Genomic DNA, 14,257 nt, shown 5'->3' with positions numbered 1-14,257 from the left:
CTCACTCCGCCGCCATCAGGCGCACAGGCTCGCTGTGCGGGTTGGCGGCATAGTCGTCGATGCGCTGCTCGATCTCGTGACGGAAATGCGCGATCAGGCCCTGGATCGGCCAGGCGGCTGCGTCACCGAGGGCGCAGATCGTGTGGCCCTCGATCTGCTTGGTGACGTCGAGCAGCATGTCGATCTCGCGCTTCTGGGCGCGGCCCTCGGCCATGCGCTCCATGACGCGCCACATCCAGCCCGTGCCCTCGCGGCAGGGCGTGCACTGGCCGCAGCTCTCATGCTTGTAGAAGTGGCTGATGCGGGCGATGGCGCGGACGATGTCGGTCGACTTGTCCATCACGATCACCGCCGCCGTGCCGAGGCCGGAGCGCAGCTTCGAGAGCGAGTCGAAATCCATCGGCGTGTCGATGATCTGCTCGGCCGGAACCATGCGCACCGACGAACCGCCGGGGATGACAGCCTTGAGATTGTCCCAGCCGCCGCGGATACCGCCGCAATGCTTGTCGATCAGCTCACGGAAGGGGATGCCCATCGCCTCTTCGACGTTGCAGGGCTTGTTCACATGCCCGGAGACGCAGAAGAGCTTGGTGCCGACATTGTTCGGCGTGCCGAGCGAGGAGAACCAGCTCGCGCCGCGGCGCAGGATTGTCGGAGCGACCGCGATCGACTCGACGTTGTTCACCGTGGTCGGGCAGCCATAGAGGCCCATATTGGCGGGGAATGGCGGCTTCAGCCGCGGCATGCCCTTCTTGCCCTCGAGGCTCTCCAGCAGCGCCGTCTCTTCGCCGCAGATATAGGCGCCGGCGCCGTGATGCACATAGAGATCAAAGGGATAGCCGTGGACGTTGTCCTTGCCGATGAGCTTGGCTGCATAGGCCTCGTCGACGGCACGCTGCAGCGCCTCGCGCTCGCGGATGTATTCGCCGCGGATGTAGATGTAGGCCGCATGCGCGCCCATGGCGAAGGAGGCGATCAGGCAGCCCTCGACCAGCGTATGCGGGTCGTTGCGCATGATCTCGCGATCCTTGCAGGTGCCCGGCTCCGACTCGTCGGCATTGACGACGAGATAATGCGGGCGCCCGTCGCTCTGCTTGGGCATGAACGACCATTTCAGCCCGGTCGGGAAGCCGGCGCCGCCACGGCCGCGCAGGCCGGACTTCTTCATCTCGTCGATGATCCAGTCCCGGCCCTGCTCCAGGATGAACTTGGTGCCATCCCAGGCGCCGCGCTGGATCGCACCCTTCAGGGTACGGTCATGCAGGCCGTAGAGATTGGTGAAGATGCGATCGCGATCTGCGAGCATGTCCTGGTGCCTCACTCTGCCGGCTTGTCGCCAAGCTTCGATTCCGGGCGCCAGCCCGTCGCAAGCTTCTTCGACTGAGCAATCCAGTCGTCACGCAGCGCCCGGCCCTTGAAGCCGGTCAGCCGCGCATCGACCCAGGCGAGCTCCGCCGGTGTCCATTTGGCGATCTGGTCGTAATGCCAGACCCCCATCTCGTTGAGCATCTTAGCCAGCTTCGGTCCGACGCCCCAGATCAGTTCGAGATCGTCGCCCTTGCCGCCGCGGGCAGCGGTCAGCAATTCGGGCTTGCTCTCGGCGGTTGCAGCCGGTGCCGGCTCCGTCTTTGACACAGCAACAGGTTTGGACACAGCCGCAGGTTTGGCCGCAGCGGCCGGCTTGGCAGCCTCCGCGACATCCTTCTTGTCCACCTTGCCCTTTGCGGCCGGCGTGTCGTTGGCGGCGCTGGAGGGCTGGGCGGGCGCCGACGGCTTCGGACGGCCCGCGGCAGCGGTTTCGCTCGCCGGCTTCCCGGCGACCGCAGCCGGTGTCGCTTCGGCCTTCTTGGCTTCCGCTTCGGCAGCGGCCTTGGCGGCGGCGGCTTCAGCGGCGGCCTTGCGCTGCTCGACGATGCGCTTCTGCCAATCGCCGGCGCCGATCACCGAGCCGTCATAGAGCGCCTTGTCGGTCAGCGTCTGCGGGCCGCCTTCCGGCTCGGAGCCGGTGCGGCCGTTCTGCGGGCCGGGCTTGGTGGCGCGGCCGTTGCGGAGATCGTCGAGGAGCTGGCGGAAATTCGCCGGCGTCAGGTCCTCGTAGTAGTCGACATTGATCTGCGCCATCGGGGCGTTGCAGCAGGCGCCGAGGCACTCGACTTCGAGCCAGGAGAGCTTGCCGTCGGCGGTCACGGTCGATTGCGGGCCGATGACGTCCTCGCAGACCTTCTTCAGCGCTTCCGCGCCGCGCAGCGCGCAGGGCGTCGTGCCGCAGAGCTGGACGAAGAACTCACCGACCGGCTGCAGGTTGAACATGGTGTAGAAGGTCGCGACCTCCAGCACCCGCATCGGCGCCATCCCCAAGCGTTTTGCGACCGTCTCGATCACGGCGCGGGAGACCCAGCCCTCCTGCTCCTGCGCCTTCCACAAGAGCGGGATGACGGCGGAAGCCTGGCGGCCTTCGGGATACTTGGCGATCTGCTGGACGATCCAGTTCTCATTCGCCGCGGTGAAGGCGAAGGAGGCGGGCTGGACCGGATCAGGGGCGAGACGACGGACGGACATCAGCGGTCAACTTCACCAAAGACGATATCGAGAGAGCCGAGGATCGCGGAGACGTCGGCGAGCATGTGCTTGCGGCACATGAAATCCATGGCCTGGAGATGGGCGAAGCCCGGGGCCTTGATCTTGCAGCGATAAGGCTTGTTGGTGCCGTCGGAGACCAGATAGACGCCGAACTCGCCCTTCGGCGCCTCGACGGCGGCATAGACCTCGCCGGCCGGCACCTTGTAGCCCTCGGTATAGAGCTTGAAGTGATGGATGAGCGCTTCCATCGAGCGCTTCATCTCGCCGCGCTTGGGCGGCACCATCTTGCCGTCGAGCGAGGAGACCGGGCCGCCGCCATCGGGCGCCAGCAGCTTGTCGCAGCACTGCTTCATGATGCGCACCGACTGGCGCATCTCTTCCATGCGGATGTGGTAGCGGTCGAAGCAGTCGCCGTTCTTGCCGACGGGTATGTCGAATTCCATCTCCTCGTAGCACTCATAGGGCTGCGACTTGCGCAGGTCCCAGGGCGCGCCGGAGCCGCGCACCATGACGCCCGAGAAGCCCCATTTCCAGCAGGTCTCGAGATCGACCACGCCGATATCGACGTTACGCTGCTTGAAGATGCGGTTGTCGCTGAGCAGGCCTTCGAGGTCGTCGCAGACCTTGAGGAACGGATCGCACCATTCGGCGATATCGTGGATCAGCGAGACCGGGATATCCTGGTGCACGCCGCCGGGCCGGACATAGGCCGCATGCATGCGCGCGCCGCAGGCCCGCTCGTAGAAGATCATCAGCTTCTCGCGCTCCTCGAAGCCCCAGAGCGGAGGCGTGAGGGCGCCGACGTCCATCGCCTGCGTGGTGACGTTCAAGAGATGCGAGAGGATGCGGCCGATCTCGGAATAGAGCACGCGGATGAGCTGGCCGCGGCGCGGCACGGTCACGCCGACGAGGCGCTCGACCGCCAGTGCGAAGGCATGCTCCTGGTTCATCGGCGCGACATAGTCGAGCCGGTCGAAATAGGGCACGGCCTGGAGATAGGTCTTGGCCTCGATCAGCTTCTCGGTGCCGCGATGAAGCAAGCCGATATGCGGATCGACGCGCTCGACGATCTCGCCGTCGAGCTCCAGCACGAGGCGCAGCACGCCGTGCGCGGCCGGATGCTGCGGGCCGAAATTGATCGAGAAATTGCGGATATTGTGCTCGGTCATGCTCAGTCCGCCTGTTTTTCGGCGAATTCGGCGATCACCTGCGCGCCGGTCTTGCGGCGCCGCTCGCCCGCGAAGGCGTAGAGAGCAGGCTTCTCGTCGATGAAGATCTCTTCGGCGAAGGTGAAGGACGATTGGTCGTCGAGGCTCTGGAAGGCGACCGCGACATGGCCGTCACCGCCCTCGCGCAGGCGCCAGAACAGGCTCGTCCCGCAGGTCTTGCAGAAGACCCGCTCGGCCCAGTCGGAAGACGGGTAGACGCCGAGCGCCTGCTCATCCGTGACCGACACGTCGGTGCAGGGCACGGCCATGAAGACGCCGCCGCTCCATCTCCGGCACATGCCGCAATGGCAGACGTCCATCTCGGCCTTCTCGGGCATGGCGGTGAAACGCACCGCGCCGCAGAGACAGCCGCCGGACTGGGTTTGGAGGCCCGCCGCCATCGGTCAGGCTCCCTTCGCCTTCTCGTCGCCCGGCAGCACGTAATCCGTGCCTTCCCAGGGCGAGAGGAAATCGAAGTTGCGGAATTCCTGGTTGAGCTTCACCGGCTCGTAGACGACGCGCTTCTGCTCGTCGTCGTAGCGGACCTCGACGAAGCCGGTCAGCGGGAAGTCCTTGCGCAGCGGATAACCCTCGAAACCGTAATCGGTGAGGATGCGGCGCAGGTCCGGATGGCCGGAGAAGAGGATGCCGTAGAAATCGTAGGCCTCGCGCTCGAACCAGTTCGCCGCCGGGAAGACCTCGATGACGGAGGGGACCGGGGTCGCCTCGTCGGTCTGGACCTTGACGCGGATGCGGCGGTTATGGTGCGGCGCCAGCAGATGATAGACGACGTCGAAGCGCTTCTCGCGACCGGGATAGTCGGCGCCGGCGAGGTCGGTGAAGTTGACGAAGCGGAAGCGCGGATCGCTGTAGAGCGTGCGCAGGACCGCGACGATCGAAGCCGCCTCGGCATGGATCGTGAGCTCCTCGAAGGCAACGACAGCCTCCGTCACCGCGCCGGGCAGCGCGGCCTTGATCTCTTCGCCGAGTTGTACGAGCGCTTCGCTCATCGTCTCACCTTCATCGCCTGCAGCATCGACCGACGGAGCGCTCAGCGCTCGATCGTGCCGGTGCGGCGGATCTTCTTCTGCAGCAGCAGGACGCCGTAAAGCAGCGCCTCCGCCGTCGGCGGGCAGCCCGGGACATAGATGTCGATCGGGACGATGCGGTCGCAGCCGCGAACCACCGAGTAGCTGTAGTGGTAGTAGCCGCCGCCATTGGCGCAGGAGCCCATCGAGATGACGTAGCGCGGCTCCGGCATCTGGTCGTAGACCTTACGGAGCGCCGGAGCCATCTTGTTGGTCAGCGTGCCCGCGACGATCATCACGTCGGACTGGCGCGGTGAGGCGCGCGGCGCGAAGCCGAAGCGCTCGACATCGTAGCGCGGCATCGAGAGCTGCATCATCTCGACGGCGCAGCAGGCGAGACCGAAGGTCATCCACATCAGCGAGCCCGTGCGGGCCCAGTTGATCAGATCGTCGGTCGCGGTGACGAGGAAGCCCTTGTCGGCCAGCTCGTTGTTGATCTCGACGAAGAACGGATCACGCGCCCCCAGCGGCTTGCCGTCGGGACCGAGCAAACCCCTCGGCGCCTGCGCGACGAGCGGATCACCACGATCGATCGCTGTGATTGCCATAACCTAATCCTTGTGAACCTTTGCCTGCCGGATCGAAAGCGGAGCGCCGCCTCGCAACCCGACAGTCAGTCCCACTCCAGCGCGCCCTTGCGCCACTCGTAGATGAAACCCACGGTGAGCACGCCGAGAAAGATCATCATCGACCAGAAACCATACCAGCCGAGCCCGCCGAAGGCGACGGCCCAGGGGAACAGGAACGCGACCTCGAGATCGAAGATGATGAAGAGAATCGCGACCAGGTAGAACCGGACGTCGAACTTCATGCGGGCATCGTCGAAGGCGTTGAAGCCGCATTCATAGGCCGAGAGCTTTTCCGCATCCGGCTTGGAATAGGCGATCGCGAAGGGCGCGATGAGCAGGGCCAGGCCGATCACCGCCGAGACGCCGATGAACAGCACCAGCGGCAGGTAATCACTCAGAATGGAAGGCACCGAGGCAGCTTGCATGGTCGAACTCACTTCAGACGCCGTGGGGCGGCGCGCTGTCCCAGTCGCTTAGACCCTCGATTAGAATGAAGCAAGACTCCGCCGCGCCGCACAATCGCCGTATCCGGGTTGAACCCAGCGCAGAATGCGGCAAAATCCGGCCACGTCCCGCCATCGCCCTGCGGAGCAGTGGTGAAAATCCGACAAAACCGCCTGCTTTCGGCATGCGGGAACGGCAACCATCCGTTCACCCTGCCGAATCGTTGCCGGCTGTGCGAGCGCTCTCCCCGAAAGGCCTGCGATGTTTCGTGCCCCTCGCCTCCCGTCCTTGCCTGCCGTATCCGGACGCATGACGGCACGATGACCCGCGCTGGCCTTCCGCGGGTTCTGGCCATGCCGGCGCTCGCCCTGCTGCTCTCGACGGCCGTTGTCCGCGCACAGGAAGGCGAGCCGATGCGCGCGCCGCTGCCGCCGCAGCGCCCGTTCGATCTAGATCTCGAAGGTACGCCGAAGCTGCCGCCGATCATCGTGCCGCCGCCGACGCCGCGCGCCTCCGCCCCCGATACGCCCGCGCTGGCCTTCTCCGAGGAGACGCCGGCGGTGACAAAGGGGTCGGAGACGCCGGCGGCGCCCGCGTCCCCGCCCAGCCCCGGCGAGCCGGACGACGACGAGGGCGTCGAATGGCCGAAGCTGACGCCGGGCCAGAAGGCCGGCGCGGAGCCGGACTTCGACCCGAACGAGAAGGCGGAACGACCGGGCATCTCGACCGACCCCGGCACCTCGACCGCCTGCCTGCCGCAGGAGCTGAAGCTGATCCTCGGCAAGATCGCCGACAGATACGGGGCGGTGAAGGTGACCTCGACCTGGCGGCCGCCCTGGCGCGCCCGGCGCGGCTCCTATCACAAGGGCTGCCAGGCGATGGATTTCCGCGTCCCCGGCGTCAGGCCCCGCGCCGTGCTAGAGTGGGTGCGCGCCATGCCCGAGGTCGGTGGCCATCATGTCTACTGGAACGGCCTGATCCATATCGACACCGGGCCGCGGCGGCCCTGGTAAGATCGCTTTCCGCGAAGGCGCGGTTCCAGCTCACGTCATGCTCGCCCTTGTGGCGAGCATCCACGTCTTGGACACCGCACGGCATCAATGAAGACCTGGATGGCCGGGACAAGCCCGACCATGACGACGATCCGTAGCGCTCCGCCCGGGATGCTTGCTCCTTTGAAAGTCACGACAGGTCCCCGCAATCAAGACACTCTTTCAGCTTTCAAAAAACAGGCTTGACTGTTTGTAAGTGAGTCCGCACCGTTTCCCAATCGTCAGGGGAGCGAGGTCGGCATGAGGGTTTCCGGCAAGCGGCGATCGCAGAAGGAGCGCAGCGCGGAGACATCCGCGCGGCTGATGAACGCGACCATCGACCTGCTGCACGACCAGGGGCTGGCCCGCACCACCACCCCGGAGATCGCCCGCATGGCCGGGGTCTCCCGCGGGGCGCTGACCCATCATTTCGCCGGCCGCGAGGCGATCATCAGTGCCTCCGTCGCCGACATGCTCGGCAAGGCCGCGCGCGACCTGCACCGTTTCGCCGAGGATTTCATGGCGCGGGGCGGCTCCAGCGACGAGATCGTCGACTATGCCTGGCGGATGATGGACGACCGTCTGTTCTACGTGACGATGGAGTACCTGCCGGAGGCGCGCCACAACCCGGCTTTCCGCGCCGACCTGATCCCGACGGTCAAGGAATTCCATGCCGGGCTCGATGCGGTCTGGACCGCGCTCGCGGCCCGTGCCGGCACCGACCCGGACCATACCCGCACCGTGATGAACGCCACGATGTGCCTGGTCCGCGGCATGATCAGCCAGACCGTGCTGCGGCCGAACGACCCGGCCTATTACGAGGGCCTGCTCGGCTTCTGGAAGCAGCAGGTGCGTCAGCATTTCCCGATGAAACCAGCGGCTGCCCAATCCGGCCGACGCAAGACGGCGGTGGCATGACGGCTGCACTGACCATCCAGGGGCTGAAGCTCGGCTTCTACGGCGTGCAGGTATTGCGCGGCGTCGATTTCGCGGTGCCGCAGGGCTCCTTCACCGGGCTGATCGGGCCGAACGGAGCCGGCAAGTCGACCCTGTTCAATGCGGTTTCCGGACTCTACCGGCCGCAAGCCGGCTCTGTCCGGCTCGGCGCGACCGAGACGGCCGGGATGCCGCCCGAGAAGCTCGTCGCGGCGGGGCTGGTGCGCTCCTTCCAGCTCGCGCGCGGCTTTCCCAAGCTCAGCGTCTTCCAGCATCTGATGCTCTATGGCGCGGACCAGCCGGGCGAAGGCTTGCTGGCCGGGCTGATCGGCACGGGCGGGGCCAAGCGGCGCGAGGCCGAGCTCAGCGAGCGCGCCTTCGGCATCGCGCGCCGGCTCAAGCTCGACCATGTGCTGGACAACCCCGTCACCGCGCTCTCCGGCGGCCAGAAGAAGCTGGTCGAGATCGGTCGCGCCCTGATGGCCGAACCCAAGCTGCTGCTGCTCGACGAGCCGATGGCCGGCGTCAATCCGAGCCTGACCGAAGAGATCGCCGCGCATCTCGTCGCGCTCAACCGCGACGGGCTGACGATCTGCCTGATCGAGCACGACATGGGGCTGATCCGGAAGCTCTGCGCGCCGGTCATCGTCATGGCCGAGGGCAAGACGCTGACGCAAGGCACGTTCGACGAGGTCGCCGCTGACACCCGCGTGCAGGAAGCCTATCTCGGGAGGCGTCATTGAGCGCGGCACAGGGCGAATTGCTCGCCGTCGACGGCGTCGTCGCCGGCTATGGCGCGGCCGAGCAGATCCTGAAGGGCACCTCGCTCACGGTGGCGCCAGGTGAGATCGTCTCGATCATCGGCCCCAACGGCGCCGGCAAGTCGACGCTGCTCAAGACCATCGCAGGCCTTGTCCAAGCGCGCGACGGCACGATCCGGCTCAAGGGCGACGACGTCACCCGCGAGAACGCGCTCGGCCGGGCCAAGGCCGGCATCGGCTTCGTGCCGCAGGAACGCAACGTCTTCGGCGCCATGACGGTCGCCGAGAATCTCGAGATCAGCGGCTTCCAGGAGCCGGGCAAGGTCGGCGCGCGAGCTGAGGAGCTCTATGCGCGCTATCCGATGCTGGCGGAAAAGCGCAAGGCGCTGGCGCGCACGCTTTCCGGCGGCCAGCGCCAGATCCTCGCCATGGCGATGGGGCTGATGAACGCCCCTGCCCTGCTCCTGCTCGACGAGCCGACGGCGGGGCTCTCGCCCAAGGCCGCCGACGCATTGTTCGACGCCATCGTCGCGCTCAACAAGGGCGGCCTGCCGATCCTGATGGTCGAGCAGCATGCGCTCGAAGCGCTGCAGATCTCGACGCGCGGCTATGTGCTGGTTTCCGGCCGCAACAGCCGTGAGGGCGCGGGACCAGCGCTCGCCACCGATCCCGAAATCCGCCGGCTCTTCCTCGGCGGCTAGGACGACGCCGACACGACAGCAAACCAACAAGACAACAGGGGAACACCATGACCGCTTTCACGACCGACCGCCGCACGCTCCTGGCAGGCGCCGCCGCGCTTGCCGGCCTCTCCGCCCTGCCCGGCCGCGCGCTCGCTCAGGGCGCCCCGATCAAAATCGGCACGCTGACACCGCTCACCGGCGCGGGCGGCCCCTATGGTCCGGTCATGGTCAAGGCGGTCAAGGCCGTCGTCGACGAGGTCAATGCCGCCGGCGGCGTGCTCGGCCGCAAGATCGAGCTGATCTCGGAGGACGACCAGACCAGCCCCGAAGCCGGCGTGCGCGCCGCCCGCAAGCTGATCGATGTCGACAAGGTCTCGGCTATCCTCGGCACCTGGTCCTCCGCGGTGACCACCGCCGTGGCCCCGCTCTGCTGGGAATCGAAGACCTTCCTGGCGACCGTCTCCGGCGCCGATTCGATCACGCAATTGCCGCATCAGGGCTACCTGATCCGCACCCAGCCGAACACGACGCTGCAGGGCCGCAAGTTCGGCGAGTTCTGCCTCGCCGAGAAGGCCAAGCGCGTCTTCTTCCTCTCGCCACAGACGCCCTTCGCCAAGAGCCAGTTCGACAACATCACCGAGGCCGTGAAGAAGGCCGGCGGCGAGACCGGCTCGCTGATCTATGACGACAAGAAGCCGGCCTATCGCAGCGAGATCGACGAGGTGCTGCGCTTCAAGCCCGACGCGATCATCTTCGGCGGCTACACGCCCGATACCGCCGTGATGCTGAAGGATGCCTATCGCGCCGGCTATTCCGGCTTGAAGGTCGCCTTCGGCTATGCGGTCAACCAGAAGCTGGTCGAGAGCGTGCCGGCAGAGGTGGTCGACAAGACCTTCACCATCGCGCCCTCGCCGGCCGAGGGCTCGAAGGCCTATGCGCGGCTGGTCAAGATGATCGGCGTCGCCTCGCCCGACCCCTACACCACTCAGGTCTACGACCAGATCAACCTGATCCTGATGGCGATCGCGATGGCTGGCGACAGCTCCGGCACCGCGATCAAGGACGCGGTGCGCAAGGTCAGCCAGGCGCAGGGCGGCGCCAAGGTCGACAACGCGCTCGACGGGCTCAAGGCGATCGCGGCCAAGCAGCCGGTTGATTACGACGGCGCCAGCGGCCCCTGCGACTTCACAGAGACCGGCGACATCGCCGATTGCCAGTTCCGCTACGAGCAGGTTCAGGGCGGCAAGCTGGCGCTGGTGAAGATCGCGTGATGCCGGCCAGAACCGCGCATCGTCATCGCGAGCGCAGCGAAGCGATCCAGGGGGGCGTAGGGCTCTGCCGCCCCTGGATTGCTTCGTCGCTCACGCTCCTCGCAATGACGACAAGGTGGCGGTCGCGATGAGCCAGCTCCTGCAGGCGCTCGTCAACGGCGTGATGACCGGGACGCTGATCGCCGTCCCGGCCATCGGCTTCTCCGCCATCTTCGCGGTGCTGCGCTATCCGAACTTCGCCATCGCGGCCTATGCCACCATCGGCGCCTTCGCGGCCTGGTGGGCGAATGTCGCGATGGGGCTGCCAGTGCCGGCCGCGCTCCTCGTCGCCTTCGCGGTGACGGGCGTTGTCGGCGTCGTGGCCGAAGAGACTTCGCTGAAGCGCCTGCGCAATAACGGCGCGCTGATCGTGGCCATCGCCTCGATCGCGCTCAATCTCGTGCTGGAGAACATCGTCCGCTTCATCTTCGGCAACGAGATGCGCGGCTACGACCTGCCGATCGCGCGCGATATGCGCTTCGGCGACCTGCGCATCGGCCCGCAGCAGCTCCAGAGCCTGCTGCTCGCCGTCGCGATCATGGCGGCGATGTTCCTGTTCCTGCGCTACACCCGCTTCGGCAAGGCGATGCGCGCCGTCGCCGACAATCCCGATCTCGCCCGGCTCAAGGGCATCGATCCCGCCAAGATCGCGATCGTCACGCTGTTTCTGGGCGCGGGGCTGACCGGCGTCGGCGGCGTGCTGATTGGCCTCGATACCTCGATCGACCCGCTGACCGGCTATCGCGTGCTGCTCTCGGTCTTCGCTGCTGCCGTGCTCGGAGGGCTCGGCTCGATTCCCGGAGCGGTCGCCGGCGCGCTGATGCTCGGCATCGCCGAGGAACTGGCCCTGCTCGTCGTGCCCGCGACCTACCGCACCGGCGTCGGCTTCGTCGCGATCCTGCTGATGCTCACCTTCCGGCCGCGCGGCCTCCTCGGGGAAAGGGCCGCCTGATGCTGTCCTATCTGATCTTCACCCTGACGCTCTGCGCCATCTACGGCCTGCTCGCGCTCAGCCTGAACCTGATCTGGGGCAGCGCCGGCCTCGTCAATCTCGGCCTCGCCGGCTTCTTCGCGGTCGGCGCCTATGCCTCGGCGCTGGCGACAGGTGCGGGTGCGCCCGTCCTGATCGGCTGGGGCGCGGCGCTCTTGGTAGGTGCTGCGGTCGGGCTCGTCGTCACCTTCGCGACGCTCAGGTTGCGCGACGATTATCTCGCCATCGTCACGCTCGGATTCGCCGAGGTGATCCGCCTCGTCGCGCTGAACGAACGCTGGCTGACCAACGGCTCGGACGGCATCTCCGGCATCAAGGCGCCGCTCAAGGCCGAGCTCGGCACGCAGAACTTCGCGTATTTCTATCTCGGCCTTGCCACGCTGGTGCTCATCATCGTCTGGGCGCTGTTGCGCCGGCTCGATGGCTCGCCCTACGGTCGCGCCTTGAAGGCGATCCGCGAGGATCAGCAGCTCGCCTCCTTCGCCGGCAAGCCGGTGCTGCGCTTCAAGCTCCAGGCCTTCGCGCTCTCGGCGGCGATCGCGGCGCTGGCCGGCGCTCTCTATGCGCATTTCCAGTCCTATGTCTCGCCGGATCATTTCCAGCCGCTGATCACGATCTACATCTTCCTCGCCGTCACGGCTGGCGGCGTCGGACGACCGAGCGGGGCCGTGCTTGGCGCCTATCTGGTCGTGATCTTCTTGGAGGCGACGCGCTTCATCACTGAATGGGTGCCCGGCCTCCAGCCGGTCCAGCTCGCCGCCACGCGCGAGATGCTGATCGGCATCGCCCTCATCCTCGTCCTGCATCTCAAGCCGCAGGGCATCCTGCCCGAGCGCATCCCGAAGGCGCCGGTTCCCCCGACGACCGCCTGAAACAAAGAAGGCCTGCCCATGTCCGACGATCTCGCCACCCTCTCCGCGCTCATCAGGGAGCCCGGCCAGCCCGATACGGTGTTCAAGGCTTTCGAGGACATCACCCGCCGCCTCGTCGGCCATGAATTGTTCACGCTCCTCTATGTCGACGGGCAGGAGGTCGCGCGCATCTATTCCAACAGGCCGACCGAATACCCGGTCTCCGGCCGCAAACCGATGGGCCCGACGCCCTGGGGCAAGCATGTGCTGGACGGCCGCCAGCCCTATCTCGGCAAGGACAAGGCCGGCATCCGCTGGGCCTTCTTCGATCATGAACTGATCGAGAGCATGGGGCTCGGCTCCGTCATCAACATCCCCGCGATCTATGACGGCAAGGTCGTCGGCACCATCAACCTGCTCGCCCCGGAACATCACTACCGCGAGGAGCATGTCGCACCGGTCGAGCGGCTCGCGCCGCTGCTGGTGCCCGCCTTCCTCGCCGCGCGTGCCGCCAACAAGGCCGCCTGACCCCCTCTCTTTAGCCTTCCCGAAGGAACACGCCCGTGGCTTCCACCCTCTTCACCAATGCCCGCATCGTCGACGGCTCGGCGCCGGAGGCGGGCGCGCCCGTCAGCGTCCTCGTCGAAGGCGGCACCATCCGCGAGGTCGGCAAATCCGTGACCTCGGCCAAGGCCAAGGTCGTCGATCTCAAGGGCAAGACGCTGATGCCCGGCCTGATCGACGCCCATGTCCATGTCGTGGCCGGCGTCGCCGATCTCGGCGCGAATGCCCGCCTGCCGGATTCGCTGGTCACCGCCCGCTCCTTCGGAATCATGCGCGCGATGCTGATGCGCGGCTTCACCACGGTGCGCGATGTCGGCGGCGCCGATTTCGGCCTGAAGCAGGCGACGGAGGAAGGCGATTTCCCGACGCCGCGCCTCGTCATCTCCGGCAAGGCGCTGAGCCAGACAGGCGGCCATGCCGATTTCCGCGGCCGCTACGACGACCGCCCGAGCGTGATCGAGCGCCATCGCCTCGGCGCGCTCGGACGCATCTGCGATGGCGTCGACCAGGTCCGCCGCGCCGCGCGCGAGGAGCTGAAGGGCGGCGCCGACTTCATCAAGATCATGGCCAATGGCGGCTGCGCCTCGCCGACCGACCCGATCCATTTCCTTGGCTTCTCGGTGAGCGAGCTGGAAGCCGTGGTTGAGGAAGCCCGGATGGCCGGCACCTATGTCTCGGCCCATGTCTATACCGACGATGCCATCCGCCGCTGCGTCGAGGCCGGCGTGCATTCGCTGGAGCATTGCAACCTGATCAAGGCCGAGACGGCAAAGCTCGCTGCGGCCAAGGGCGCCGTCGCCGTGCCGACGCTGGTGACCTATGACAAGCTGGTCTCGGACGGGCCAAAGCTCGGCTTCCCGCCGGATTCGGTCGTCAAGGTCGATGTCGTGCGCTCGGCCGGCATGGAATCGCTCGCGATCATGAAGAAGGCCGGCCTGACCATGGCCTATGGCAGCGACCTGCTCGGCGAGATGCACAAGTACCAGTCCGAGGAGTTCGTGATCCGTGGCCGCGCCCTGCCCGCGCATGAGGTCATCGCCTCGGCGACCCATGTCGCGGCCAAGCTCCTGAAGATGGAAGGTCTGATCGGCACGGTCTCGGCCGGCGCCCATGCCGACCTGATCGTCGTCGACGGCGACCCGCTGAAGGATCTCTCGCTCTTGACCCGCCAGGGCCGGCATATCCCGCTGATCATGAAGGCCGGCGCCTTCATGAAGCGCGCCAGCCTGAACTGATCGCAT

Annotated in this window: 16 protein-coding genes; 9 read left to right on the top strand and 7 right to left on the bottom strand. The window is 66.6% G+C overall.

The genetic code is table 11. The features are described 5' to 3' along the window. Window position 1: 1 nt before the first annotated feature. From nuoF to ACWIEX_RS09400, 7 genes are all read right to left on the bottom strand, one after another. Window positions 2-1,306 (bottom strand): NADH-quinone oxidoreductase subunit NuoF, encoded by a 1,305-nt coding sequence (gene nuoF, locus ACWIEX_RS09430; protein WP_454032795.1) that lies wholly within the window; start codon window positions 1,304-1,306, stop codon window positions 2-4. An 11-nt stretch (window positions 1,307-1,317) separates the two neighbouring features. After that, a complete protein-coding gene (gene nuoE, locus ACWIEX_RS09425; RefSeq protein ID WP_454032794.1) occupies window positions 1,318-2,559 on the bottom strand; it encodes an NADH-quinone oxidoreductase subunit NuoE in 1,242 nt (413 codons plus the stop codon). Beyond that, a complete protein-coding gene (locus ACWIEX_RS09420) occupies window positions 2,559-3,749 on the bottom strand; it encodes an NADH-quinone oxidoreductase subunit D (RefSeq protein WP_061968168.1) in 1,191 nt (396 codons plus the stop codon). The genes nuoE and ACWIEX_RS09420 overlap by 1 nt, the downstream gene beginning before the upstream one ends. A gap of 2 nt (window positions 3,750-3,751) precedes the next feature. Continuing rightward, window positions 3,752-4,189, bottom strand: coding sequence for a GFA family protein (locus tag ACWIEX_RS09415; protein WP_454032793.1), 438 nt, complete (start codon window positions 4,187-4,189; stop codon window positions 3,752-3,754). Window positions 4,190-4,192: 3 nt separating this feature from the next. Next, entirely contained in the window at window positions 4,193-4,798 is a 606-nt protein-coding gene (locus ACWIEX_RS09410; protein ID WP_454032792.1) for an NADH-quinone oxidoreductase subunit C, read from the bottom strand. Between the two features lie 41 nt (window positions 4,799-4,839). Continuing rightward, entirely contained in the window at window positions 4,840-5,424 is a 585-nt protein-coding gene (locus ACWIEX_RS09405) for a NuoB/complex I 20 kDa subunit family protein (protein WP_306226174.1), read from the bottom strand. 65 nt (window positions 5,425-5,489) lie between these two features. Continuing rightward, window positions 5,490-5,870 (bottom strand): NADH-quinone oxidoreductase subunit A, encoded by a 381-nt coding sequence (locus tag ACWIEX_RS09400; protein ID WP_210339989.1) that lies wholly within the window; start codon window positions 5,868-5,870, stop codon window positions 5,490-5,492. A 339-nt stretch (window positions 5,871-6,209) separates the two neighbouring features. On the opposite strand from ACWIEX_RS09400, the gene ACWIEX_RS09395 reads away from it, so the two are divergent. The 9 genes from ACWIEX_RS09395 to ACWIEX_RS09355 all read left to right on the top strand — a co-directional run bounded on the left by ACWIEX_RS09395 (window position 6,210) and on the right by ACWIEX_RS09355 (window position 14,251). Beyond that, on the top strand, window positions 6,210-6,902 hold the full coding sequence (locus ACWIEX_RS09395; protein ID WP_454032791.1) for a YcbK family protein: 693 nt from the start codon (window positions 6,210-6,212) through the stop codon (window positions 6,900-6,902). A 342-nt stretch (window positions 6,903-7,244) separates the two neighbouring features. After that, window positions 7,245-7,838, top strand: a complete 594-nt coding sequence (locus tag ACWIEX_RS09390; RefSeq protein ID WP_454032790.1) for a TetR/AcrR family transcriptional regulator — start codon at window positions 7,245-7,247, stop codon at window positions 7,836-7,838. After that, window positions 7,835-8,599, top strand: a complete 765-nt coding sequence (locus ACWIEX_RS09385; RefSeq protein WP_454032789.1) for an ABC transporter ATP-binding protein — start codon at window positions 7,835-7,837, stop codon at window positions 8,597-8,599. Before ACWIEX_RS09390 ends, ACWIEX_RS09385 begins: the two co-directional genes overlap by 4 nt. Then, the gene (locus ACWIEX_RS09380) at window positions 8,596-9,318 is read left to right on the top strand and encodes an ABC transporter ATP-binding protein (RefSeq protein ID WP_454032788.1); all 723 of its coding nucleotides are present in this window, start codon (window positions 8,596-8,598) and stop codon (window positions 9,316-9,318) included. The genes ACWIEX_RS09385 and ACWIEX_RS09380 overlap by 4 nt, the downstream gene beginning before the upstream one ends. Before the next feature lie 47 nt (window positions 9,319-9,365). Next, window positions 9,366-10,571 carry an ABC transporter substrate-binding protein gene (locus ACWIEX_RS09375; RefSeq protein ID WP_454032787.1) on the top strand — a complete coding sequence of 402 codons (1,206 nt, stop codon included), beginning with the start codon at window positions 9,366-9,368 and terminating at the stop codon, window positions 10,569-10,571. A gap of 127 nt (window positions 10,572-10,698) precedes the next feature. Further along, window positions 10,699-11,562 carry a branched-chain amino acid ABC transporter permease gene (locus ACWIEX_RS09370; RefSeq protein WP_306226168.1) on the top strand — a complete coding sequence of 288 codons (864 nt, stop codon included), beginning with the start codon at window positions 10,699-10,701 and terminating at the stop codon, window positions 11,560-11,562. Then, window positions 11,562-12,473: a branched-chain amino acid ABC transporter permease gene (locus ACWIEX_RS09365; RefSeq protein ID WP_454032786.1), complete on the top strand. Its 912-nt coding sequence runs from the start codon at window positions 11,562-11,564 to the stop codon at window positions 12,471-12,473. Before ACWIEX_RS09370 ends, ACWIEX_RS09365 begins: the two co-directional genes overlap by 1 nt. 18 nt (window positions 12,474-12,491) lie before the next feature. Next, entirely contained in the window at window positions 12,492-12,980 is a 489-nt protein-coding gene (locus ACWIEX_RS09360) for a GAF domain-containing protein (RefSeq protein ID WP_454032785.1), read from the top strand. A 35-nt stretch (window positions 12,981-13,015) separates the two neighbouring features. After that, window positions 13,016-14,251 (top strand): metal-dependent hydrolase family protein, encoded by a 1,236-nt coding sequence (locus ACWIEX_RS09355; RefSeq protein WP_454032784.1) that lies wholly within the window; start codon window positions 13,016-13,018, stop codon window positions 14,249-14,251. Window positions 14,252-14,257: the final 6 nt, after the last annotated feature.

Source organism: Allobosea sp. NPDC055353 (assembly GCF_053644975.1).
Note: the sequence above shows the minus strand (reverse complement) of the source record. Positions and strands in the feature narration are given on the sequence as shown.

Coding starts and splice junctions, on each gene's coding strand:
- nuoF (WP_454032795.1), bottom strand. CDS start 1,306: ATGCTCGCAGATCGCGATCGCATCTTCACCAATCTCTACGGCCTGCAT.
- nuoE (WP_454032794.1), bottom strand. CDS start 2,559: ATGTCCGTCCGTCGTCTCGCCCCTGATCCGGTCCAGCCCGCCTCCTTC.
- ACWIEX_RS09420 (WP_061968168.1), bottom strand. CDS start 3,749: ATGACCGAGCACAATATCCGCAATTTCTCGATCAATTTCGGCCCGCAG.
- ACWIEX_RS09415 (WP_454032793.1), bottom strand. CDS start 4,189: ATGGCGGCGGGCCTCCAAACCCAGTCCGGCGGCTGTCTCTGCGGCGCG.
- ACWIEX_RS09410 (WP_454032792.1), bottom strand. CDS start 4,798: ATGAGCGAAGCGCTCGTACAACTCGGCGAAGAGATCAAGGCCGCGCTG.
- ACWIEX_RS09405 (WP_306226174.1), bottom strand. CDS start 5,424: ATGGCAATCACAGCGATCGATCGTGGTGATCCGCTCGTCGCGCAGGCG.
- ACWIEX_RS09400 (WP_210339989.1), bottom strand. CDS start 5,870: ATGCAAGCTGCCTCGGTGCCTTCCATTCTGAGTGATTACCTGCCGCTG.
- ACWIEX_RS09395 (WP_454032791.1), top strand. CDS start 6,210: ATGACCCGCGCTGGCCTTCCGCGGGTTCTGGCCATGCCGGCGCTCGCC.
- ACWIEX_RS09390 (WP_454032790.1), top strand. CDS start 7,245: ATGAACGCGACCATCGACCTGCTGCACGACCAGGGGCTGGCCCGCACC.
- ACWIEX_RS09385 (WP_454032789.1), top strand. CDS start 7,835: ATGACGGCTGCACTGACCATCCAGGGGCTGAAGCTCGGCTTCTACGGC.
- ACWIEX_RS09375 (WP_454032787.1), top strand. CDS start 9,366: ATGACCGCTTTCACGACCGACCGCCGCACGCTCCTGGCAGGCGCCGCC.
- ACWIEX_RS09370 (WP_306226168.1), top strand. CDS start 10,699: ATGAGCCAGCTCCTGCAGGCGCTCGTCAACGGCGTGATGACCGGGACG.
- ACWIEX_RS09365 (WP_454032786.1), top strand. CDS start 11,562: ATGCTGTCCTATCTGATCTTCACCCTGACGCTCTGCGCCATCTACGGC.
- ACWIEX_RS09360 (WP_454032785.1), top strand. CDS start 12,492: ATGTCCGACGATCTCGCCACCCTCTCCGCGCTCATCAGGGAGCCCGGC.